Here is a 24,077-nt window from a genome sequence, read left to right as displayed (position 1 = left end):
CGGCTGGCGGTGGTTGGCCGCATGCTGCCGACAAACGTATGCCAAGGTGTGGGGACGATATGTCTGTCTGGGGGTGGGGCGCCTATGCCTGAGATGTGCCGGTTTCCGTTTCGGCCGCGTCGACGAGCGCGATCGCGTCCTCGTATTCCGGGCAGCTCGGCACGCCGTTGACCGCGCGTTGGATCGCCATCGACGCGGCCGCGTTCGCGATGCGCACCGCATCGGTCAGCGACCAGCCCTGCGCCAGCATCGCGCACAATGCGCCGGTATGCGGCGCTCCGGCCGAACGCGTGTGCGTCGCCTTGGTAGGGAATCCGTCCACGTGCACGACGTCGCCGCCCGGCGTGCGTACCCATGCGCCGCGCGAACCGGCCCGCACCACCAGCGGCGCGCGCAGCGTCTCGCCGAGCACCTCGCACAGTTCGGCCATTGACCGGTCGAACCCGCCGCCCACGGTCATCAGCATGTCGTCGTCGCGCAGCACGCCGAGTCGGTCGGCCAGCGTGTTCGCCTCCTGCCGGTTGCACGACCAGATCGGGCGCGCCAGCACCAAATCCTCGAGCAGATGGTCGTTGACCAGTGACAGCGTGTTCGTCGGGTTGAGCACGATCGTGAACTCGCGGCCGGCCGGGTCGCTGCCGGCTCGGTGCATGAATTCGTCCACGCCCGCTGCGGTGTGGTCCATCAGCGTGTTGCCGCTGATGTGGACCACGTCGCCGGGGTGCGGCTCCACGCAGTCGAACGTCGTGCCGTCGCCCTGTGCCTCCGCGCCGTAGGTGGCGATGTAGGTCTTGCGGCGATCCTCGTCGGCGAGCACGAGGCGGAAGCCGGAATCGGTGTCGAGGCGGTCCTGGCCGATGTGGTCGATGCCGCTGGCGGCGAGCGTCTCGCGTACGATCGTGGCCCACGGCCCGGTGCCGATGATGCCGGCATGTTCGGCCTTCGCGCCCATGCGTGTGGCCGCCTGCAGCACACGGTAGCTGCCGCCGACCGCCGCATTGGTGTGATCAGAGACGGCGAATCCGCCGGGTTTTGGGAAATCGTTGACGTTCATCATGATGTCGACCCAGATGTGGCCGAGCGAGATGACGGCATGCTGCGGTTCGTCGTCCTGCGTTTCCTTGAACTGGGCGAAGCGTTCACCGATTCGGCTGAGCATGGCATCCTCCTTGACTGCTGCGGATGGGCTGCGCGTCGATGTCGCGAGCCATCGCCATTAATTAGTCACGTTGTACAGCAAGTTTATGAATGTTTCCTGAATGCGGCAATAGGTACTAGGTATGATTGCGTGAAGTTTCGCGAGACGGCGGATGATGATGCGCTCGGGCGGGCTGGTCGGTTGCAGGGAGATTTCGCGTGCCTGTTTTGCGTTGTCCGGTGCTGTGCGCTATAGTAGTGAAGTTGTGTGTTCCGCCGTGCGGTAAAATGCGTGGCGCGAACGCAAGACTTGCAAGTCAAAGAACATTATAGGGAGTCCATTATGGCAGCTCGTTGCGCAGTGTGCGGCAAGGGACCGCAGACCGGTTACACCGTTTCGCACTCACATATCCGCAATAAGCGCACCTTCCGCCCGAACCTGCAGCCGGTTCGCACCACGATCGACGGCGAGAACGTCCGCGTTCGCGTGTGCGTCAAGTGCCTCAAGGCTGGCAAGGTTCAGCGTGTGGCCGCGTGAATCGCGAGATAGCAAGCTTAAACCCCGGTAGTCGCAAGACCGCCGGGGTTTTTCATATCGCAGGCGGTCCGGGCCGTTGACCGAAGGCAGCTGTCCGCTTGCCCCGACACAATGGAGCGTTATGAGCATTACCCTGAACACCCCGGTGTCGTCGTTGATGACGAACAAACGGCGTGCCGGTGCGCTCAAATCCTTGGGCATCGTCTCGATCGGCGACGCGCTGACCTACTATCCGTTCCGTGTGACCGACCCGGTGCCGCTGCGCGCGCTGCGTGAGGCTCGGATCGGCGAGGCGATGGCGTTCGCCGCGGTGATCCGCGACCTGCGGGTGGTGCCGATGAACGCGCGGCGCGGCTACCGACTCGAAGCGCTCGCCGACGACTCTGATTTCGCCCGTTCGCGCGGCATGGCAGGCGCGATCACGCGGCTCACGTTCTTCTCGTACAAGAAGCAGTACGTCGACTGGCTGGGCCTTCGTCTGCGCGCCGGATCGACCGTCGTGATCTCGGGGACTCCCGGCGAATACGGCGGCCAGTTGCAGTTCACGCATCCGGAGATCGTGACGGTCGCGCCCGAACCGATGTCGGATGACGAATTCGGCGACGATGCGATGTTCGTTCCCGCAACGTCATCGCTCAAGTACGATGCGGACACGGTCGAGGCCGGCCTGCGTCGCGTCTGCCGGCCGCGACCGGTGTACCACGCGACCTCGCGCATCTCCAGCGAGCATATCCACGAGTCGATCCTCTCGTTCATGCGAATGCTGGAACGCGACGATGTTGCGGATATTGCGGACGCCGGCCGGGCTGCGCGGAACGATACGCTCCGCGACACGACAGCGACTGACGACGGTGCCGCCGACTCCGTAAACGGCCCTGCCGACGCTGCCCAGATCATGCGACTCGCGCATGCCATCCCCGACATCCTGCCTGAACCGGTGCGGGCCGCCAAACAGCTCATGCACCGCGCCGCAGCGTTCGCCGCGATCCACGACCCGGACTCCACGGACGACTTCAAACGCGCCATCGACACGCTGCGATACGAGGAAGCGTTCATCTGCCAGACCTCGCTGCTGCAGGCACGCCAGCACGCGCATCACACGGTCGCGGAACCCTGTCCGCACACCGCATTGCGCGACCGGTTCATCGCATCTCTGCCGTTCGATCTGACGCGCGGCCAGCGCGAGGTCGTCGACGACATCGCCGCCGACATGACCCGTGACACGCCGATGCAACGCCTTCTGCAAGGTGAGGTCGGTTCCGGCAAAACCGTCGTCGCACTTGCCGCGATGCTGCAGGCGGTAGGCTCCGGCCATCAGGCCGTGCTCGTCGCGCCCACGCAGGTGCTCGCCGAACAGCATGTCGCCACGATCGGCAAGATGGTCGCCGGGCTGCATATGACGGACGGCGGCAACGGCGCGACGGACGACGATGATGACGTGACTGCCGGCGGCCAACGGCGCAGCCGTCGCAGTACGACCGTCGTCGCATCCTCCGACGGACTGTTCGACGATCCGTCGGCAAACGCCGACTCCGTCCCAGTGATCCTCCTGACCGGCGGCATGAAACTCGCCGCCCGCCGCCGCGCGCTCGCCGTCGCAGCCAGCGGCCGGCCGTGCATCATCGTCGCCACGCACGCCGCGTTCTCCAAGACTTTCCAGGCGCCGAACCTCGCGCTCGCGGTCATCGACGAACAGCACCGGTTCGGCGTCGAACAGCGTGAATCGTTGCGCGGCAAGGCCGACAAGGCCCCGCACCTACTGGTCATGACCGCCACGCCGATCCCGCGCACGGCCGCGATGACATGGTTCGGCGACCTCGACATCTCGTGGCTGACGGAACTGCCGGGCGGCCGCAAGCCGATCCGCACGTTCATCGTGCCCGAAGCGGACGGCCGCACGATGGGCAGCATGTTCGCGCACATTCGCCAGCGCATCGACGCAGGGGAGCGGGCGTACGTGGTCTGCCCGCGCATCGACGCGGATTCCGAGACCGACGATGCCGACTCGTCGGTGACCGGCGGCTCCGAAATGGACGTATACGACCGCTCTGATGCCGGCATGACCGGGACGGACGGCGACGAGCAGCCGCAGCGCCCGCCGTTGCACTCGGTGACCGAGATCGCCGACCGGCTGGCGAGCTTGCCGCAGTTCGCCGGGATCGAGTTCGCGACGTTGACCGGCCGTGACGACGACGAGACGAAGGCCCGCGTGATGGCCGACTTCGCGAGCGGCAAGACACCGATCCTGGTCGCCACGACGGTGATCGAGGTTGGCGTGGACGTGCCGCAGGCCAGTTGCATCGTGATCTTCGACGCCGACCGGTATGGCCTGTCGCAGCTGCACCAGCTGCGCGGTCGCGTGGGGCGTGGCGGCACGAACTCGTGGGCGTTCCTGATCTCGCGTGCCGAACCCGGCTCGCCGGCCGAACAGCGGTTGCAGGTGATCCAGGGATCTTTGGACGGTGCCGAGATCGCGCAGGCCGACCTGGAATTCCGCGGCGCGGGCGACGTGCTCGGCGACGCGCAGTCGGGCGGCAAGTCGAGCCTGAAACTGCTGCGCGTGGTCAAGGACGCGGGCATGATCGCCGATGCGCGCGAACGTGCCGGACGACTGCTGACCGACGACCCCGATCTGGGCGGCGAAGTGCAGCTCGCCGGCGCGGTGCTCGACTTCACGCGCGGCAACGAGGCGTTTTTGACCTCGTCGTGATTGCTGCGTGACGTGTCATTTCGGCCAGGCGGGGCGAGGCGTTGCCATATCGACTGAGCTGGTCACATATTGTCATTTCGACCTAACCGCAGTGGGACATTGTCATTTCGACCGAGCGAAGCGAGCGGAGAAATCTTGCTGAGGCGGCGGCATAAGATTTCTCCGCTCGCTTCGCTCGGTCGAAATGACATGGTGGGAGGCTTAACCGGAATGATGGGCCGGATTGAAAGACCGGTGCATAGGCCGACCGCTACAGTAGGGCGTATGCGCGTGATTTCTGGACGATTCAAGGGCGTGGCGCTGACCACGCCGAAAACCGGCACCCGGCCCACTACCGACCGCACCAAGGAAGCGATCTTCTCGCGTCTCGACTCGTGGGGCGTGCTGGACGACGCCCGAGTGCTCGACCTGTTCGCCGGCACCGGGGCGCTCGGCATTGAAGCGCTGAGCCGCGGCGCGCGCGAATTGGTCGCCATCGAGGCGAACGGACCGGCCGCCGCGCTGATCGCGAAGACGCTGACCGCGCTGAAGCACAACAAGGCGTGGCGGCCGGACATGGGCGCGCGGGTCATCAAGGCGAAGGCGGAGAAGTTCGCGGCTCCCGCGGCATCGGGTGCGGCGGCCGCCCGGCCGTTTGACGTGATCTTCATCGACCCGCCGTATGCGTTCGAGACCCAGGCGTGCGAGCGGTTGCTGGCCGATCTGGTGGCCTCGGGTATGGCGGGGGAGCGCACCGTGATCGTGCTGGAGCGATCCGCCCGGTCCGAGGAGCCGGCCATGCCAGCCGGCTGGGAGATCAGTGAGCGGCGCGACTATGGCGAGACGGCGGTGTTCTATCTGGAGACTGCGGTTCCCGCGATTGACGGCGAATAATCCCGGGAACTGGCGATATACGGTTTTGAGCGTCGTTTCCGCGGAATATGGCCGATCTTGGGTGTGAATTGTGTTGCATAATGTGAGATTTCCGGTTCCCGGGACCGTCGGCGCGAATCCCGGGAACCAGCAGAATTTCTCCCTCGGCGAAACCGGCGTGGCGTTCCGGCGATATCTCGTATCGTGGTATGCGGATGGTATATCTCGAATCGAGATGTCGAATCGAGATATACCGATGATCTGAATATTGTATGACCCGAAAGGAACCATCATGTCGAACTTTGTCGAGGAACTCCAGGCCCGTCGTTCGCAGTACGCGCTGACCAACGCCTCTCCGATCGCCGATCAGGACATCGTCAAGCTGATCGAAGACGTCACCGTCGCCGTGCCGAGCGCCTTCAACTCCCAGCCGCAGCGCGCCGTCGTGCTGTTCGGCGACGCCAACCAGAAGCTGTGGGACATCGTCAAGGAGACCCTGCGCAAGGTCGTCAATGACGAAGAGGCGTTCAAGTCCACCGAGGCGAAGATCAACTCCTTCGCGGCCGGCCACGGCACCGTCCTGTTCTTCGACGACGAGGACGTGACCAAGCAGCTGCAGGAGAACTTCCCGGCCTACGCCGCCAACTTCCCGGGCTTCGCGCGTGACGCCGCCGGCATGCTGCAGCTCGCCGTGTGGACCGCTCTGTCCGAGAAGGGCCTCGGCGCGTCCCTGCAGCACTACAACCCGCTGATCGACGAGGCCGTCGCCGCCGAGTTCGGCCTGCCCGCAAGCTGGAAGCTGCAGGCCCAGATGCCGTTCGGCACCGTCGCCCAGCCGGCCGGCCCGGTCGACAAGCAGCCGGCCGACGCCCGCGTCAAGGTCTTCGGCCTGTAAGCCATGCGTGGTTGGCCGGTGGTCGCATCCGACCATCTCCGGCTGCTTCTGACCGTCACTATGTTCGAGCGATAACGACATCGCCTCGAACATAGTGACGGTTACGGTACTTGAAACGTCACTATGTTCGAGCCGTCATCGTGCTCGCTCGAACTTAGTGACGTTTTTGTTTGCCCGCCGCTACTTGCGCCGCGGATGCGCGCCCGAGACCTCCCAGCCCAGTGCCATCAGCGTCTTGCGGTCGGCCTTGTCGAGCGCCTTGCAGTCCAGCTGCTCGATCAGATCCGGCCGGATCTCGTCCGTACGGGCGATCGCCTCGTCGCGGCGGAAGCGATCGACCTTGCCGTGGTCGCCGGACAGCAGGATGTCCGGCACCTTGAGCCCGCGCCATTCGGCCGGCTTGGTGTACTGACGGTGTTCGAGCAGAGCGTTCTCGCCCGTGTAGGATTCCTCGACGATGGAGTCGGCGTTGCCCATGAACCCGGGCAGCAGACGCGTGATCGCCTCGAGCATCACCGACACGGCCACCTCGCCGCCGTTGAGCACATAATCGCCGATCGAATACTCGCGCACGTCCACGCCCTGCGCACGGTAATACGCGGGGATTCGGGCATCGTAGCCCTCGTAGCGGCCGCAGCCGAACAGCAGGTGACCGGCGTGGCTCAGCTCGGTCGCGTCGCGCTGCGTGAACAGCGGCGCGGACGGATTGGGGAAGATCAGGACGGGGGAGGATGGAAGATCTCTCGACTCCGGCTGCGCCTCCGCTCGAGATGACGAGGAGGAAGACTGTTCAGAGGGCTGGGATGACGGGAATGATGACTGCGCGTCGGACCGCGATTCCGTCGGGATGGTTGCCGAGGTCGTATCGTCCGGCGAGACGGAAGCCGGAACCCCGTCGGACTCGTCGGACTCGTCGGACTCGCCGGACGGCGCAGTCACGACCGCCGGCGCAAGGCCTAGCAGATCGTCAAGGCACTCGGCCCACACCGCGGGCTTCATCACCATGCCGGCGCCGCCGCCGACCGGCGTGTCGTCCACCGAATGATGCACGTCATGCGTCCAGTCGCGCAGGTTGTGCGCCTTCACCTCGACCAGCCCCTTGGCCTGCGCCTTGCCGAACAGCGACAGGTTCAGCACGTCAAAATACTCCGGGAACACGGAAACGATATCGATCTTCATGAACCCCTAGCCTAGCGTGTGGGCTGGTTCTGCCATGCGTCCGACCGTCCGGCGACGTGAATATCACCCCGCCGTCTGATCGGCCACCATGCGCGCGTAGACGCCGCCCGCCGCCATCAGCGACTCGTGCGTGCCCTGCTCGACGATCCTGCCGTGCTCGAACACGACGATCAGGTCGGAATCGCGGATCGTGGACAGGCGATGTGCGATCACGATGCTCGTGCGTCCCGCGGTCATGCGGATCATCGCGCGCCGGATCGACTGTTCGGTCACCGTGTCGACCGCGCTCGTCGCCTCGTCGAGGATCACGATCGGCGCATCGGCCAGCAGCGCCCGCGCGATCGTCAGCAGCTGCCGCTCGCCCTGGCTCATCGCACTGCCGCCGCCGGTCAGCACCGTATCGTAGCCATGCTCCAGCCGTTCGATGAACCCGTCCGCACCGGCCGCCCGCGCCGCATCGCGAATCTGCTCGCGCGTCGCGTCTGGACGCCCGAACGCGATGTTCGCCGCCACCGTGTCCTCGAACAGCGACGGCTCCTGCAGCACGCTGCCGAACGCATGCCTCAGGCTCGCCATCCGATAATCGCGCAGATCACGCCCGTCCAGCAGCACGCGCCCCGCGTCCGGATCGTAGCAGCGCGTCAGCAGGCTCACCATCGTCGTCTTGCCCGAGCCGGTCTGCCCGACGAACGCGACGCGCGCGCCGGCCGGAATCGCCAGCGTCACGTCATGGATCACCGGATGCGCCGGATCGTAGCCGAACGAGACATGATCGAACACGATGTCTCCGCGCGGCCCGGCCGCATCCACCGCGTCCGGCGCGTCGGCCGGCTCCGGCTCCTCGTCCATGACCTGGAACATGCGTTCCGCGCCGGCCACCGCCGTCTGGAACGTGTTGTAGATGTTCGCGATGTCCACGAACGGGCGCGAGAACTGGCGCACGTACAGCAGGAAGCTCGACACCACGCCGATGCCGATCATGCCGCGGGCCGCCATCACGCCGCTCGTGACCGCGACCAGCAGGAACCCGAAATTGTTGATCGCGTTCGACAGCGGCATCATGAATCCCGACCAGGTCTGCGCGCGCGTCGCCGTCGCGCACAGCCGGTCGTTGAGCCGTTCGAAATCGTCGATCATCGCCTGTTCCTGACCGTACGCCTTCACGGTCGCCATGTCCGAGACCGTCTCCTCGACATGCCCGTCGAGCTCGCCGAGCACGCGCTGCTGCTTCGCGAACAGCGGTCGCGTGCGGCGCGTCACGGTGCGCGCGAGCAGCAGCACGAGCGCCACCGAAACGAGCGAGACGTCGGTCAGCGGCGGACTCAGCCACAGCATGCACGCCAGCGTGCCCGCGATCGTGAACGCGTACACCATGAGCTGGGCGAGCGAATCGGAGATCGTGGAACTGATGTTGTCCACGTCGTTCGTCAGGCGGCTCATCAGCTCGCCGTGCTGATGCCGGTCGAAGAAACGCAAGGGGAGCCGTTCCATTGATTCGAACAGCGCAAGCCGCAGATGCAGTACGATCCGCTGGCCGACCGCGGCCATCATCCACTGCTTGCCGAAGTCGATGAGCCAGTCGACCGCGTACAGTCCGGCCAGCAGCGCGAGCGCGAACGTGACCGACGCGCGGGCCGAGATGCGGTCGATGACCATGCCGATGAGCAGCGGCGAGAGCACGCCGGACGTGGCGCCCAGTCCGGACAGGACGAACACGCGGCCCAGACCGCGCCGGTGGCCGCGCGTCACGTCGAGCAGACGACGCAGCGTACCGCGCATGTTGTGCGGTTTGACGACCGGCGCGCCGCGACGGGCCATGCCGCCGCCGAACTGCGGTCCGGTCGCGCGGCGGTCGAACGTCGGGGATGGGGTTGCGGATGGCGATGATGGGGTTGCGTTGTCTGCGTGACTCATGATCGGCTGCCTCCGAGTTGCGACGCGGAGATGGCCTGATACAGTGCGCACGTTCGCAGCAGCTCGTCGTGCGTGCCGACTCCGGCGACGCGGCCGCCGTCCATGACGACGATGCGGTCGGCGGTGCGCACGGTGGCGATACGCTGCGAAATGATGACGACGCTGGTCCGGCGGCGCTCGCTGGTCTGGCCGGTCGAAGCGGCGGCAGACAACGTACGCAGATTTGACAGCACCTGATGTTCGGTGACTGCATCCAACGCGCTCGTGCAGTCGTCCAGCATGAGCAGTTTCGGCCCGCGCACCAGCGCGCGGGCGAGATTGAGCCGCTGCTTCTGCCCGCCGGACAGATTCACGCCGCCCTGACCAACGCGTGCGTCATAGCCGTCCGGCAGCCGGTCGATGAACTCGTCGGCGCAGGCCAGCCGTGCCGCCTGGCGCAGCTGTTCGTCGCTTGCCTGAGGGTCGCCCCAGCGCAGGTTCGAGCGGATCGTGCCGGTGAACAGGGTCGGCTGCTGCGAGACGAGCGCGATGCTTGCGCGCAGCTCGTCCACATCCCATGCGCGCAGGTCGCGGCCGTCGACGGCGAGCGTGCCGGACTGCGGGTCGTACAGGCGCGCGATGAGCGATACGAGCGTGGACTTGCCGGAACCGGTCGGTCCGATGATGCCGAGCGTGGCGCCGCGCGGCATGGCGAACGTCACGTCGCGCAACGCGGGAGCGGCGGACTGCGCGTAGGCGAAGGTGACGTTGCGCAATTCGACGGTGGGGGAGCCGTCGGACGATTCGGGTCGCGTCGCCGGTTCGTGCGACGGCAGCGGCGGCGTAGGCGCCGACGTGAGGGCTGGGTTGGAATCGGCGGAGGGCTTGCTTGAATCGGGAGCCGGACCGCGGACCGTATCATGGGCCTGATCGGTGCCGATGGCGGAATCCGGCGACTGCGCGAACTCGTTGGGGCAGTCGAAGATCTCCTGGATACGCGACGCCGAAGCACTCGCGCGGGTCGCCGAATTGACGATCATCGACACGCGGTTCAATGCGAACAGGATCTGCGTCATGTAGTTCATCGAGGCCATCAACGTGCCGATATGCGCCGCGTCCTGCGTGCGCGACAGCCACAGCATCACCACGATGCCGACGTTCACGCTCAGGTTGATCATCGGGCCGAACGTCGCGTTCACCCTCGTCGCGGCGACGTTCGCATCCGCGAACCGCCGCGCGGCACCGGCGAACCGGGCGCGCTCCTCATGCTCCATCACGAACGCCTTGACCACGCGGATCGAACGCAGGAACTCGCGGCTGACCACGCCCAGCCGGTCGAGCGTCTGCTGCACGCGCAGGAACCGGGGGAAGCTCAGATGCATGTTCGCCCAGATCAGCAGCGCCGCCACCGCCAGAATCGCCGCCACCGTGGGCGTCTGGTCCGGAATCTGCACGATGATCAGCGCGATCGCGCCCACGCAGGTGATCGGCGCCTTGAGCATGATGCGCATCAGCCCCTGCGCGAAGTTCTGGATCTGCACCACGTCGTTGGTGATGCGCGTGATGATCGCGCCGGGCTGCAGCCGGTCGACCGTGTCGAATCCGAGCGACATCACCTTGCGATATGTGTCGGACCGGATGTCGCGGCCGATGAGCTGCGAGGCGCGCGACGCGAAGATGTTGCGCATCGCGGCCGCACCCGCGCCGATCACGGCGACTGTGAGCATGACCGCACCCCAGCGCCACACCGTGCCGATATCGCGCCGCACCACGCCCTGATCGACTATCATCGACATCAGCGTCGGCTGCAACAGATCACCGATCGTCTCGATCAGCAAAAAGCCGGCGGCGGTGAGCGCCAAGGCCCAACGCCGCCGGACATAATGGAATATCAGTCTCACCGTCGCCTCCCGTTATGGAAGACGATAGTAGTCGTGCCGGCGAGAGAGTACGGTCAGGATTCCAGACCGGGGATGAGTCCGCCGGGAGGATCGATCGTCAGATACTGCTCGTCCAGATCGATGTCGGGCACCAGCTCGTCCACGAACGGCACGAGCGCCGAGTTCTCGGTCACTTCGCCGGTTTTGGGATCGCGCACCGGATTCGCGAGCCGCACCTTCAGCAGCGACTGGAACCCGTCGAGCACGTCCACGACCTTGCCGACCACCTGACCTGCCGGCAGACCGAGCCCGTTATCCTCGGCTAGGCGGACCTCGAGTCCGATCAGGTCCTTCGGATACCAGGCGTCCTCCTCCAGCATGTCGTCCGGGTCGTCGGCCTCGCCGAATAGCTCGGTGCCGTTGAGCGCCTCCGCGTCCTCACGCGACTCAACGCCCTCGAGCTTGATGATCCAACGGTTCTTGAACGAGCGGGAACGTTCCACGATGTACTCTTTCTCGCCATCGCGCGAGTACAGCACGGAACCGGGAGCGAACCGGTATTCCGGTTCGTCCGTGAAGCTGTAGACGTTGACTTCGCCTTTGAGCCCCTGAGCGCGGCCGATACGACAGACCCTCAGCAGCTCGAACTGCTGAGGGTCGTCTGAGAATTCTTCTCGCACCACGTTGGGGTTCACCTGCGCACGTCCATGATGTCGACGCGCACCTTGTGATCGGACAGAGCCTGGATCACGGTGCGGATCGCGTTCGCCGTGCGGCCGTTACGGCCGATCACGCGGCCGATGTCCTCGGGATTCACGCGCACGCGAAGCAGTTCGCCGCGCGGATTCTCGTGGGACTTGACCGAAACATCGTCCGGAAAATCAACGATGTTCTTGATGAGGTGTTCCACAGCCTGCGCGAGCATGATCACTCAGCCTGCGCTTCCTCGGCCGGGGCTTCCTCGGCGGCAGCGGCGGCTTCGGCCTCGGCCTTGGCCTTCGCGTCGGCTTCGGACTTGGCGGCCTTGAGCTTCTGGGCCTCGTTCTCGACGGCCTCGACGCGGGCGGCGGCATCCGGGCCGGCTGCAACGGTCTTCAGGGTGCCTTCGGCACCGTCGAGACCCTTGAACTTCTGCCAGTCACCGGTGATCTTGAGGAGGTTCAGCACCTGCTCGGTCGGCTGGGCGCCGACGCCGAGCCAGTACTGGGCGCGCTCGGAATTGATCTCGATGGTCGAAGGCTGGGTGTTCGGGTTGTAGGTACCGATCTCCTCGATGGCACGGCCGTCGCGCTTGGTGCGCGAATCCATGATGACCACGCGGTAGAACGCGTAGAACTTCTTACCCATGCGCTTCAGACGAATCTTGGTTGCCAAAATGGCTCTCCTTGTAACTAGAGTCGTGGTTTCGGTTTGCATTGTGGGGCGCAGCTCGCCGAGCCCACATGTTCCTCACGGCAAGCGGGATAGAGGGCACCGCCGGTCGCGAATAACCGGGCCATTATAGCGCATGGGGGTGGATAGCGCGACACGCTGGGGCGGGCGAGCGGTCTGGTTCGCTACTTGATGGTGAGCGTGGCCGTCAGCGCGAGATGGTCGGTGCCTTCGATGACCGTGGACTGCACGTCGGTGAACGACGCGCCCTTCGAGGCGAGCACATGGTCGAGGATGAGCCGCGGCCAAGCGGTCCAGCGCGGGAACGTGTACTGCGGTCCCTGCGCGACGGCGAGGTTCGCGTCGGTGAAGCCGGACCTGAGCAGCGCGCGGAAGCTCGGATGCTGCGTGCCTGAGTTGAGGTCGCCGAGGATGACGGCGATGTCGCGGTCGGGATGGGCTGCGCCGTCGTTGCGTGCGAGTTTGCCGAGTCCGATGATGCCGGCCGACCATTCGCGGCAGCCGCGCATCGGCGACTTCGGATGCGCGGAGACGAACGTGATGTCGCGCATCGAATCGACCGGAATCGTGATCGACGGCACGTCGGCCGCCGGGATCTCGATCGCGGAACGTTGCGCGTCCTTCGGGTCGACGCGAATCCACACGCCGTTGAAGCCGCCGTTGTCGGTCTCCTTGCTCTCGCCGAGCTGATGGTAGGGCAGCAGCAGGTCGAGGCCGTTGGCGTTGAGGTCGCGCACGAGATCGTCGGTGAGTTCCTGCAACGCGAGCACGGTGATGTTGCGGCTGAGGACCATCGCGACGATGGACTTCGCGTCGGCGCGGCCATACCGGCAGTTGAGCGTCATGACGTTGATGGTTGCCGCGGCCGAGGTCCGCTGGTCGAGGACGTCGTCGGCGGTCTCGCTGGCATTGATCTCCGTCTCCTGGCGCGCCTTGCGGATCTCGGCGAGCAGCTCGTCGGTGGTCGGCTGACGATGGGCGGGTTTCCTGGCCGGGACGGGGGATGCCGTCAGACGGGCGGGGGCATCGAACATCTTCGTCGAATAGTTCGCCCAGTATCCGGTCTGGTGCAGCTGCGAGGCGAGACCGACCGCGATCGCGCCGCACAGCAGCCCCCATTCTCCCATGACGTCGGCCGCGACGGCCACCAGAAGCGTCGGCACCCACAGCAGGGGCACCAGGGCGATCAGATACGGCAACGGCATGTGGGCATCCATGCCGGCCGGCAGTGCGGACAGAGCGACCCAGACCGCGCAGATCAGCACCACGATCCACAGGAACCAGAACATGACAACGTCTCCTTCATTACTGATAAGCCCTCGCTCTGTGTCAAAGCGAGGGCTCAGTTCACAACGGATATAGACGGCCAATCGCAGCCGCCGTATCGCTGTTTCAGCCGGATTGCACTCAGCCGAGCAGACCGGACAGGCCGCCACCGAGGTTCGGCGGCAGTTCGCCGTTGCCGCCCAGCGCATTCTGCAGACCGGCCGGAAGCGCCGGATTCTGCGGTTTCTTGGCAAACGCGGAACCGGACGACGAGCCGCTGGACTTGCCGGCGAGCTTGTCGCGCAACGCCTTCTCCTCGGCCTCACGCTTCATCGGGTTGCCGGACTTGGAACCCTTCTTCTTGCCCTTCTTCGCGTTCTTCTTGCCACCGCCCATCGCGGGGCCGCCGAAGCCCGGAATGCCACCCATGCCGGCCTTGCTCGACATGCGCTTCATCATCTTCGCGGCCTGTTCGAAGCGCTGCAGCAGCGCATTGACGGCAGACACCGTATTGCCCGAGCCGTACGCGATACGGGCGCGGCGCGAGCCGTCGATGATCTTCGGATTGCGACGTTCGGCCGGCGTCATCGAACGGATGATCGCCTCCGTGCGGTCGATCTCACGCTCGTCGAACTGCTCCAGCTCCTTGCGATGCGCGGCCATGCCCGGGATCATGCCGAGCAGCGACTTCATCGAACCGAGCTTGCGCACCTGCTGCAGCTGCTCGAGGAAGTCGTCCAGACCGAACTCGCCCTCGGCCATCTTGGCCGCGGCCTCGCGCGCCTTGTCCTCGTCGAACTGCTTCTGCGCCTGCTCGATCAGCGTGAGGATGTCGCCCATGTCGAGGATGCGCGACGCCATACGGTCCGGGTGGAAGACCTCGAAGTCCTTGAGGCCCTCGCCGTTCGAGGCGAACAGGATCGGCTTGCCGGTCACGGACGCCACCGACAGGGCGGCGCCGCCACGCGCATCGCCATCGAGCTTGGAGAGCACCACGCCGGTGAAGTCCACGCCCTCGTCGAACGCCTTCGCGGTCTTGACCGCATCCTGACCGATCATCGCGTCGATCACGAACAGGATCTCATTCGGCTGCACGGCGTCGCGGATATCGCGCGCCTGCTTCATCAGCTCCTCGTCCACGCCGAGACGGCCGGCGGTATCGATGATCACCGTGTCGTACAGCTTCTGCTTGGCGAACTCGATCGAATCGCGCGCGACCTTCACCGGGTCGCCGCTCGTCAGTCCCGGGGCCGACACCGCGTCGCCGCCGTCGGACTGCACGCCCTTCTCCGGCGCGTACACCGGCACGCCGGCGCGCTCGCCCACCACCTGCAGCTGCGTCACCGCGTTCGGACGCTGCAGATCGGCCGCGACCAGCAGCGGCGTGTGGCCGGCGTCCTTGAGCCAGTAGCCGAGCTTGCCGGCCAGCGTGGTCTTGCCGGCGCCCTGCAGACCGGCGAGCATGATGATCGTCGGCGGGTTCTTCGCGAAGTTGAGCGGACGGTCGACGCCCGCGCCGAGGATGTCGGTCAGCTCGTCATTGACGATCTTGACCACCTGCTGCGCCGGATTGAGCGCGTCGGAGACTTCGGTGCCCAGCGCACGTTCGCGGACTCTGGCGGTGAAGGAACGCACCACGTCGAGCGCCACGTCGGCGTCGAGCAGTGCGCGGCGGATCTCGCGGATCGTGCCGTCGATATCGGCCTCGGAAAGCTTGCCCTTGCTCTTCAAATGCTTGAACGCATTCGAGAGACGGTCTGTCAAAGAACTAAATGCTGCCATAATGCGCACCAGTCTAGCCGTGGCGGGGGAAAACGGGGCGGGAGGCCGGCTCGATCGGACGATCGTGCGGCCGGCATCTCGACGGGCCGTATGATCCGTCGCACGACCGCCGGGACATCGCCGGAGCCGCGCGGCTGCAACGGCATCGTGCCGGCGAATATACCGGCGGCGAATCTTGACTGTCCATCACTCAAGTTCCGTCTCATATTCAGCCCAGAACGCAACCCGCAATCGCGACCTTCCAGTATCCTAGAAGGGCAATCAATCCGTGGTTTTTTGGAATGCTCATGCTGTTTTGAAATGCCGACGGACACCACCTATACGCAGACTGCCGTGCGCCCTCGCGAATCGAGCCGTCCCGGAACCGCGACGTTCCGAACCGGCCAGTGAAGTAACGGGTCAACGCAGACATGCCGTGCAATATGGAAGGCCCGCCCTATGCCCCAAAAAAGAATAGAACGCAAAGCCCTGATCGTTGGCATCGTCGTCAACGTGCTGCAAGTCGCGGCCGGCATGGCCGTGTTCTTCATGACCGGCCTCAAGGCCATGTTCCTCGATTTCTCCTTCACCGCGATCTCCGTGCTCTCCGGCCTCGTCGCGGTCTACCTGTCCTCGCGCACCGTGCGCACCACCGAACGGTTCCCCAACGGCCTGTTCGCGCTCGAGCCGATCTACGCGATCTGCAAGGCCATCTTCACGCTGTCGCTGCTGCTGTTCTCGCTCGTCGACGTCTCGCGCGTCGCCTACGACTACTTCGTGCTCGGCCAAGGCGAACGCATCGAAACCGGCCCGGTCGTCATCTACGAGATCGTCACCGTGCTCGTCTGCTTCGGCCTGTACGTCTACTACCGGCGCGAAAACCGCGCCATCCGCAACTCGAGCACCATGCTCACCGCCGAATGCAAAAGCACGCTGGTCGACGGCGCGATGTCGTTCGGCATCGGCGTGGTCGCCGTCGTGCTCATGTTCCTGCCGACCAGCGGCCCGTTCGACTTCCTGCACTTCACCGGCGACTTCTTCATCACCGTCGCGCTCGTGGCCTGCACGATCAAGGAGCCGTTCGGCGTGCTGCGCGACGCGTTCATCGAGCTGGTCGGCGGCGTGCATGACGACGACGAGACGAACGCGTTCGTGGAGACCACCGCGCAGCGTCACCTGCCGGCCAACACCGAATACGAGCAGACCCTGATCTTCAAGACCGGCATGAACTACACGGTCGACGTGTATCTTTCCGGCACCGGCGAGACGATCGACGTGGCCGATCTGGTCGAGTGCAAGCGTTCGCTGGAGGCGGAGCTCACCCGGCGGCTGCACATTGTCGACGTCGATTTCGTGTTCGACTGACAAACCTATCCTTGGCCCCCTCGTTTGAGGGGGCTGTCAGCGAAGCTGACTGGGGGAGCGTGGAAGCAACGGAACAGTCCGAGGCTTTTGGCTGCCCCTTAGTCATGCCGTGCATGACAACTCCCCTGACAAGGGGGATCGAGAGAGAGGTTGCTTACTTGAGGCTCCAGGTGCTGCCCTGAGGACCGTCCTCGATGGCGATGCCGGCCGCGTTCAGCGCGTCGCGGATCGCATCGGCCTTGGCGAAGTCGCGCGCCTTGCGGGCTTCGGCGCGGGCGTCGAGCTGCTCGGAGATCAGCGCGTCCAGCACTTCATGCTCGCGGTTCTCTCCCTCGCCGGCCGCGCCCGCCGCGGTGCCGCCGCCGATCCACGGTTCGGCCAGCGGGTCCAGACCCAGCGTGTCGAGCATCGCGCGTACGGACACCAGCGCCTCGCGCACCTCGGCGCGCGCCGCCTCGGAATCCGCGCGGTCGGCAAGCTGGCTCAGCAGCGTGTTGCCGTTGCGGATCGCGGTGAAGATCGCCGCCGTCGCGCCCGACACGTTGAAGTCCTCGTTCAACGCGGACACGAAATCGGCTGGCAACGCATCCGCGCTCACCGCGACGATCTCCTCGCGGCCCGGCTGCTCGCCCAGCGCCACGCCCGCACGCTCGATGAAGTTCGACACGCGGTCGTACGCGGCCTGCGCCTCGACCAGCGCCTGATCCGACCATTCGAGCATCGACCGGTACTGCACCGAACCGAGCGCGTACCGCACCACCCACGCGGAATGCTCGGCCAGTACGCTCGGCACCGACAGACCCGTGCCGAGCGACTTCGACATCTTCTCGCCCTTGGCGGTCACCCATGCCGAGTGCATCCAGTGCGCCGCCGAATCGTAGCCGGCCGCGCGGGTCTGCGCCATCTCGTTCTCGTGGTGGGGGAAACGCAGGTCAAGGCCGCCGCCGTGGATGTCGAACATGCCGTCGAGGTAGCGGTGGCTCATGGCCGAGCATTCGATGTGCCAGCCCGGGCGGCCGGTGCCGAACGGCGTGTTCCAGCGCGCATCCATCGGGTCGGTGTCCTTGGGGGCCTTCCACAGCGCGAAATCACGCGGATCGTGCTTGTCGGGAGACATGTCGGCCGGATCGACCGGATTGTACTTGTCGTTGCCGGCCGCGTCCACGCTTGGGCCCATGCGGTCGGCCACCGCGGCCGCCTCGTCGGCTTCCGCCGCGCCCTGCTTCTGGTGGGTCAGCTCGCCGTAGTGCGGCCAGCTCGCCACATCGAAGTACACGTTGCCGGTCGGTTTGCCGTCCTCGTCACGCACCACGTACGCGTGCCCGTTGTCGATGATCTTCTGAATCAGATCGATCATGTCGAGCATGTGGCCGGTCGCGCGCGGCTCGTAGGTCGGCGGCAGCACGCCGAGCGTATCGTACGCCTGCGTGAACTCGCGCTCGTAGTGGTACGCGCGCGCCCACCACTGCTGGCCGGCCGCCGCGGCCTTGTCGAGGATCTTGTCGTCGATGTCGGTCACGTTGCGCACGAACGTGACCTGGTAGCCGAGCTTGAGGAACCAGCGGCGGATCACGTCGAACGCGACGGCCGCGCGGATATGGCCGATATGCGGGGACGACTGCACGGTCGCGCCGCACACATAGATGCCCACTTGACCGGGCTTGATCGGTTCGAAATGTGACACGGCATGCGTCGCGGTGTCGTACAACTTGAGTCCGGCAGCGGCCTTGGCGACGGCCGAGGTTCCGGAAATGTTGGAATCATGCGGTTCTTGAGCTTCTGTCATACTGCCGAGCGTATTCGTGTTGGCCGACATCGCACAAGTGTTTTTGCCGCTTCGGTGACGGTTGTGTGCAAAACGTGAACGTCTGTTTACGTGGGTGATGTCACAATAGGAAGCATGACGCAACCGCAAGTGTTGATTCTGCAGCACGTCCCGTGGGAGAAGCCGGGGCGCATCCTGACGTACCTTGAAGAGCTTGGTATGGGCAGCGAGACGCTGAACATCGCGAAGAAAAAGAAGCCTGATTTGCCCGATTTCGACGAGATCGCCGGCGTGGTGATCATGGGCGGGCCGATGGGCGCGCAGGACTATGACGAATACCCGGGACTCAAGGTCGAGGCGAAGCTCGCCAAGGCTGCGGTGAGCGTGGGCAAGCCGGTGCTCGGCGTGTGCCTCGGCCACCAGATCATCGCCACCGCGCTCGGCGCGAAACTGAGCCGCGGCGAGGCTCCCGAGATCGGGTTCGGGCCGCTCAAGCGCGTCGACAAGAACGACTACTTCTCCATGTGGGACAAGCAGATCAACGTGCTGCACTGGCACAACGACGTGGTCGGGCTGCCGGCCGACGGCCAGCTGCTTGCGCGGTCGGCCACCACCAAGGTGCAGGCGTTCCGCTTCGCCTCGGCGCTGGGCCTGCAGTTCCACCTCGAGGTCAGCGCGCCGCTCTTGGAGGAATGGTTGGACGAGCCGTCGATGGTCAAGGATCTCAAGGCCGCGGGCGGCTCCAAGTCGCAGCTGCGTGAGGATTTCGCGCAGTATGATCCGCAGATCCTGCCGCTCGCCGAGCAGGTGTTCTCTGGATTCGCCGCGCGCTGCAACACGTACGCGCAGTCGTTGGGCTGAGCAGACGGCTGCGACCGGGTGGCCGTGACCGAACGATCGTATCTGCCGGTCGGCGAACGCGGCGGGCAATGCCCGGTGGTGCCGCTAAGTTAGTGGGTTATGCCGACTTACGATATTGGATTGGAACACGTTTCGCTCGCCTTCGCCACCAAAACCATCTTCACCGATGTGACGCAGGGCGTGTTCGAAGGCGACCGTATCGGCATCGTCGGCCGCAACGGCGACGGCAAGTCCACGCTGCTGCATCTGTTCCGCGGCACGCAGGAGCCGGATTCGGGCCGCGTCACCAAGCGTAACGGGTTGACGTTCGGCATGCTCGACCAGCGCGATCCGCTCGACGACGATGCGACGATCCGCGAGGCCGCGCTGGAGGGGCGTGCGGATTACGAGTGGGCGGCCGAGACGCGTTCGCGTGAGATCGTCGAGGCGCTGCTCGGCGGCATGAGCCTGGATACGAAGATCGGATCGCTCTCGGGCGGTCAGCGTCGCCGCGCCGATCTTGCCCGACTGCTGCTGCATGACTGGGACATCCTCGCTCTCGACGAGCCGACCAACCACCTGGACGTGGTGACGATCCACTGGCTCGCCGAACATCTGAAGAACCGCTGGTCGCGCGGTGAGGGCGCGTTGCTGCTTGTCACGCACGACCGCTGGTTCCTCGACGAGGTGTGCGAGTCGATGTGGGAGGTTCACGACGGCCTGATCGAGCCGTTCGAAGGCGGCTATTCCGCGTATATGCTCCAGCGCGTCGAACGCGACCGTCAGGCCGACGTGCGCGAGACTAAGCGCCGTAACCTTGCCCGCAAGGAGCTGGCGTGGCTGACCCGCGGCGCGCGTGCGCGTTCGACCAAGCAGAAGTTCCATGTCAAGGCCGCGCGCGAGCTCATCGCCGACGTGCCGCCGGTGCGCAATACGCTCGAATTGAAGCAGATGGCGACCTCGCGACTCGGCAAGCAGGTCGTCGATCTGATCGATGTGACGCAGATCTTCGAACACACGCAGGGGAGCGCGGACGGCTCGGTCGCGGCGGCCGTCGACCCGGATGTGGTGGCGATGGCCGATTCCGCGTCGCGCGTGGATGTGGTGCGGCCGATGTACGCCGAGCCGCAGGTGCACGGTTCGCTCGAAGTGGCCGTGACCGATATGAATGATCCTCGACTCGTGGATGCCGGCGTGCCCGAGGCCGTCGAGGCTGCCGCGGCGGCCCGCGCGGCCGAAGAGGCGATGACCGACGAGGAACGCGAGACGCGACGCCGGCTGACCGGCGGCGAGACGATCGGCGTCGACACGGCTGCCGTGACCGGTGCCGACGATATGGACGCCACATCGGCGGCCCGCAAGATCACCGTCACCGGACGCAAGATCCTCGACGACGTGACGTGGCTGATCGGCCCCGGCGACCGGTTCGGCATCGTCGGCGCGAACGGCGCCGGCAAATCCACGCTGCTGCGTCTGCTCGACGGTACGCTCACCCCGACCGCCGGCCACGTGAACATCGGCAAAACCGTGAAGTTCGCGGTGCTCTCGCAACGCCTCGACGAACTCGAGAAACTCGGCAAATACAAGATCAAGGAAGTGCTCAGCCGCTACAAGCCGAGCTACATCGTCGACGGCAAGGAGGTCACGCCCGGACAGCTCATGGAGCGGCTCGGTTTCGAGTCTGCGCAGCTGATGACGCCGATCCGCGACTTGTCGGGCGGCCAGAAGCGCCGCATGCAGCTGCTGCTTATCCTGCTCAACGAGCCGAACGTGCTCATCATGGACGAGCCCGGCAACGATCTCGACACCGACATGCTCGCCGTGATGGAGGACCTGCTCGACACCTGGCCCGGCACGCTGATCGTCGTCTCGCACGACCGGTATCTGCTTGAGCGCGTCACCGACGAGCAGTTCGCGCTGATCGGCGGCAAGGTGCGGCATCTGCCCGGCGGCGTGCAGGATTATCTCGACATGGTCGAGGATATCAAGAACGGCAAGCCGCTGCCGTCGCTCGAACCGGCGTACGGCAAGAAGAAGGGCAAGGGCGGCGCCGCGACTTCCGCTGCTGCGTCCGATGCCGCTGACGTTGCGTCCGCGCAGGATGCCGCCGGCGACTCCGACGAGGAGTCGACCTCGCCCAAGCTGACCGGCAAGGCGTTCCACGATGCGAGCAAGCGTGTCGCCGCCATCGACCGCAAGCTCGCCAAACTCGAGGAGCTTAAAAGCGATCTCGAAGCGCAGATGGCCGCGCACGACCCGAGCGACTACGAGGGTCTCAACAAGCTCAACGAGCAGCTCAAGGCCGTCGCCGACGAATCCGACGAGCTGACGGCGGAATGGATGGAACTGTCCGAACAACTCGAGTAGCGGGGATGACCAAACGTCGCGAATAGCCGGAGCAACATGCCGGTTGGACGCGCGCGACACGCACGATGTGTCTCGAACAATGGCGGATTACAGGCGTTCCTGAGCACGCATCAATCATGCCGCGACCGCTCGCACCGTTACAGTTCGGCTTCGTCCCAGTGGGCGGCGGCGGGGATCGTGCGTACGGTCGGCACGGTCAGCACGATCGCCACGTTGGCGGCCAGCGCGAGCAGGAACAGAGTGGCGGTTGCGCGGAAACCGATCGTCGGCAGCAGCGATCCTGCGATCGCCGAACAGAACATCGTCGGCAGCATGCCCAGCAGATTGGTGAACGAGTCGACGCGTCCCTGCATGTCGGTCGGCACCTTGGCGAACACGAATCCCAGGACCAGCGAGTTGAGCGTCGGAATCGGCAGACCGCACAGCAGTGACGACACGAGAATCACCGGATACGCGTGACTGACGAGCATCGGGGCCATCGTCGCCAACGCGACCAGCGACATGACCACCAAGCCGGCGCCGACCGCCATCCGGTCGCATACGCGGGACGCGATCACCGCGCCGACCAACAGTCCCGCGCCGACCGCCGTTTCCACAAATCCGATGCGCACCGAATCCACTCCGGAACCGACCAACTGCAGCTGCACCGCGGCGAAGATGCCGTTGATACCGAAATTCAACAGCGCGGCGATCACACATATCGCCATCAGCGTGCGCCGCCGCAACGTCCAGCGCCAGCCTGCGACGAAATCGTCGACGAACGAACCATGTGCGACTGCGGACGCATCGTTCGCCGCGTCGCGCTCGCCGTTGCGGTCGATCATGTCACGCACATGCTCGTCGACGCGCAACATGCCGGCGCTGATGCCGGCGATCGCATACATCAGCGACGCGGCGGCGAACGGCGCCCATGCGCCGAACGCGTACAGCACGCCGCCGAGCGGCGAGCCGACAAGGCCGATCACCGAATCGCGCCCCTGATTGAGGCTCTGCGCCTTCGGATAGTCGGCGGTCGGGATGATCGACCGCAGCATCGCGTTCGTCGCGCTGCCGAGCAACCCGTTGACAGTGGATGCCGTGACGATGGCGACGGCGAACACCGGGAAGGTGAGCAGGCCGGTCGCCAGCAGCACGAACACCGCGCCCCACAGGACGGTGCCGCATATGGCGTTGAGGATGATGAGACGCTTTCGGTTGTGCCGGTCGACCAGCGTGCCGCCGAACACGTCGGCGACCTGCGCGGCGATGCCGCTCGCCGTGGCCAGCCAGCCGGCTGCGGGCAGCGAATGGGTGAGCGAGAACGCGACCAGCGAGATCGCGAAGCCTTTCATCGCAAGGCCCACGGCGGACGCGGTGTCCGCGGTGAACCATGCGCGGTATTGCGGTCGGCTCCACAGCGAGGTGTGCGTGGCGCGTGCGGCTGGGGAAAATGCTGTTGTGCGGTCTGTAATGTTGCTCATAACCGCTCCAATCAGTCCAGATAGCGGAAGGCAGACAGTGCGACCATGACCTGTTCGGACCCGTCGCCTTCGGTATGCCGGTCGCCGACCGTGTTGACCCACTTGTTGGCGACGGCCATCAGTTCCTGCTGCATCTGTTCGGCCTCCTCGACGGTCAGCCTGGTAATCGCCATGCCGTCGAGCGAGTGCCGCCACTGCTCGGGCAACGACGGTTCGGCTTGGCGGTAGCGCATGCGCGCCTCGTTGACGGTGGCGGATACGGATCGTGCGAGCGCATCGGCGGACGCCGGGTCGGTGCTCTGGTCGGAATGGACGACGAGTTTGGGCGTGGTGGCCCGCCAGCAGCTTTTGCGAGCATCGCCGTCGGAGGAGGGGACTTGCTCGACGAGTTCGGCTTTGGCGAGTTGCCTGAGATGATAGCTGATGGTGCCGGCCGATTCGCCGGTGCGTTTGGCGATGTCGCCTACGGTGAGTGCGCCGCCGTGCGCGGCCATGATGTTCATGATACGTATGCGTGTCGGATGCGATACGGCGCGCAATTGCGTAAGGTCGGCGTTGTGTCGGTTGTCGGTCATATTGACCTCCCTGCTGATCGGCGGGCGGTTCCGTCGTCCGTCATGTTTCACAAGAATTATTGTACAACAAATCTTGTATAAATCAACAAGGGATCTTGTATATCCTGTGCCGTCATGTACGCCGGAATCGGTCCGTGCGACGGCCGAAACATTACGGATGCATACAGAAAAGGCTCCTCGCGTAGACGAGGAGCCTGATGTC

19 protein-coding genes are annotated in these 24,077 nt (G+C 65.3%); 7 read left to right on the top strand and 12 right to left on the bottom strand.

Going from position 1 to position 24,077, the window contains the following annotated elements; genetic code table 11:
- Positions 1–82: 82 nt before the first annotated feature.
- Positions 83–1,159 carry a PfkB family carbohydrate kinase gene (locus JS541_RS00330; RefSeq protein WP_214372343.1) on the bottom strand — a complete coding sequence of 359 codons (1,077 nt, stop codon included), beginning with the start codon at positions 1,157–1,159 and terminating at the stop codon, positions 83–85.
- A gap of 321 nt (positions 1,160–1,480) precedes the next feature.
- Between JS541_RS00330 and rpmB the strand changes: the two genes are divergently transcribed.
- From rpmB to JS541_RS00310, 4 genes are all read left to right on the top strand, one after another.
- Entirely contained in the window at positions 1,481–1,675 is a 195-nt protein-coding gene (gene rpmB, locus JS541_RS00325) for a 50S ribosomal protein L28 (RefSeq protein WP_152357804.1), read from the top strand.
- 121 nt (positions 1,676–1,796) lie between these two features.
- Complete coding sequence (locus tag JS541_RS00320) at positions 1,797–4,385, top strand: ATP-dependent DNA helicase RecG (protein ID WP_214372342.1); 2,589 nt, start codon at positions 1,797–1,799, stop codon at positions 4,383–4,385.
- A gap of 213 nt (positions 4,386–4,598) precedes the next feature.
- On the top strand, positions 4,599–5,258 hold the full coding sequence (gene rsmD, locus JS541_RS00315; RefSeq protein WP_214372737.1) for a 16S rRNA (guanine(966)-N(2))-methyltransferase RsmD: 660 nt from the start codon (positions 4,599–4,601) through the stop codon (positions 5,256–5,258).
- Positions 5,259–5,529: 271 nt separating this feature from the next.
- On the top strand, positions 5,530–6,132 hold the full coding sequence (locus tag JS541_RS00310; RefSeq protein ID WP_214372340.1) for a nitroreductase family protein: 603 nt from the start codon (positions 5,530–5,532) through the stop codon (positions 6,130–6,132).
- A 180-nt stretch (positions 6,133–6,312) separates the two neighbouring features.
- On the opposite strand, the gene JS541_RS00305 is transcribed toward JS541_RS00310, so the two are convergent.
- The 8 genes from JS541_RS00305 to ffh form a co-directional block, all read right to left on the bottom strand.
- Positions 6,313–7,311 (bottom strand): tRNA (guanine(37)-N(1))-methyltransferase, encoded by a 999-nt coding sequence (locus tag JS541_RS00305; protein ID WP_214372339.1) that lies wholly within the window; start codon positions 7,309–7,311, stop codon positions 6,313–6,315.
- A 63-nt stretch (positions 7,312–7,374) separates the two neighbouring features.
- Positions 7,375–9,225 (bottom strand): ABC transporter ATP-binding protein, encoded by a 1,851-nt coding sequence (locus tag JS541_RS00300; RefSeq protein WP_214372338.1) that lies wholly within the window; start codon positions 9,223–9,225, stop codon positions 7,375–7,377.
- Entirely contained in the window at positions 9,222–11,105 is a 1,884-nt protein-coding gene (locus JS541_RS00295) for an ABC transporter ATP-binding protein (protein ID WP_214372337.1), read from the bottom strand. The genes JS541_RS00300 and JS541_RS00295 overlap by 4 nt, the downstream gene beginning before the upstream one ends.
- 53 nt (positions 11,106–11,158) lie before the next feature.
- Entirely contained in the window at positions 11,159–11,767 is a 609-nt protein-coding gene (rimM, locus tag JS541_RS00290; RefSeq protein ID WP_214372336.1) for a ribosome maturation factor RimM, read from the bottom strand.
- Positions 11,768–11,775: 8 nt separating this feature from the next.
- Positions 11,776–12,009, bottom strand: coding sequence for an RNA-binding protein (locus JS541_RS00285; RefSeq protein WP_094729693.1), 234 nt, complete (start codon positions 12,007–12,009; stop codon positions 11,776–11,778).
- A gap of 2 nt (positions 12,010–12,011) precedes the next feature.
- A complete protein-coding gene (gene rpsP, locus JS541_RS00280; protein WP_214372335.1) occupies positions 12,012–12,458 on the bottom strand; it encodes a 30S ribosomal protein S16 in 447 nt (148 codons plus the stop codon).
- Between the two features lie 182 nt (positions 12,459–12,640).
- The gene (locus JS541_RS00275; protein WP_214372334.1) at positions 12,641–13,765 is read right to left on the bottom strand and encodes an endonuclease/exonuclease/phosphatase family protein; all 1,125 of its coding nucleotides are present in this window, start codon (positions 13,763–13,765) and stop codon (positions 12,641–12,643) included.
- Between the two features lie 118 nt (positions 13,766–13,883).
- A complete protein-coding gene (gene ffh / locus JS541_RS00270; protein ID WP_214372333.1) occupies positions 13,884–15,524 on the bottom strand; it encodes a signal recognition particle protein in 1,641 nt (546 codons plus the stop codon).
- A 438-nt stretch (positions 15,525–15,962) separates the two neighbouring features.
- Between ffh and JS541_RS00265 the strand changes: the two genes are divergently transcribed.
- Entirely contained in the window at positions 15,963–16,868 is a 906-nt protein-coding gene (locus tag JS541_RS00265) for a cation transporter (protein ID WP_214372331.1), read from the top strand.
- Positions 16,869–17,022: 154 nt separating this feature from the next.
- Here the strand turns inward: JS541_RS00265 and cysS are convergent, their stop codons facing one another.
- A complete protein-coding gene (cysS, locus tag JS541_RS00260) occupies positions 17,023–18,654 on the bottom strand; it encodes a cysteine--tRNA ligase (RefSeq protein ID WP_214372330.1) in 1,632 nt (543 codons plus the stop codon).
- Between the two features lie 114 nt (positions 18,655–18,768).
- On the opposite strand from cysS, the gene JS541_RS00255 reads away from it, so the two are divergent.
- Both JS541_RS00255 and JS541_RS00250 read left to right on the top strand, forming a co-directional pair.
- Entirely contained in the window at positions 18,769–19,494 is a 726-nt protein-coding gene (locus JS541_RS00255) for a type 1 glutamine amidotransferase (protein ID WP_214372328.1), read from the top strand.
- Positions 19,495–19,593: 99 nt separating this feature from the next.
- Positions 19,594–21,840, top strand: coding sequence for an ABC-F family ATP-binding cassette domain-containing protein (locus JS541_RS00250; RefSeq protein WP_214372327.1), 2,247 nt, complete (start codon positions 19,594–19,596; stop codon positions 21,838–21,840).
- A gap of 137 nt (positions 21,841–21,977) precedes the next feature.
- Here JS541_RS00250 and JS541_RS00245 read toward each other — a convergent pair whose 3' ends face one another.
- A complete protein-coding gene (locus JS541_RS00245) occupies positions 21,978–23,300 on the bottom strand; it encodes an MFS transporter (protein WP_214372326.1) in 1,323 nt (440 codons plus the stop codon).
- 11 nt (positions 23,301–23,311) lie between these two features.
- Positions 23,312–23,875, bottom strand: a complete 564-nt coding sequence (locus JS541_RS00240; RefSeq protein ID WP_214372325.1) for a winged helix-turn-helix domain-containing protein — start codon at positions 23,873–23,875, stop codon at positions 23,312–23,314.
- Positions 23,876–24,077 lie beyond the last annotated feature (202 nt).

This window comes from Bifidobacterium sp. SO1, from assembly GCF_018555335.1.
In the GTDB taxonomy this organism is placed as follows: Bacteria; Actinomycetota; Actinomycetes; order Actinomycetales; family Bifidobacteriaceae; genus Bifidobacterium; species Bifidobacterium simiiventris.
Note: the sequence above shows the minus strand (reverse complement) of the source record. Positions and strands in the feature narration are given on the sequence as shown.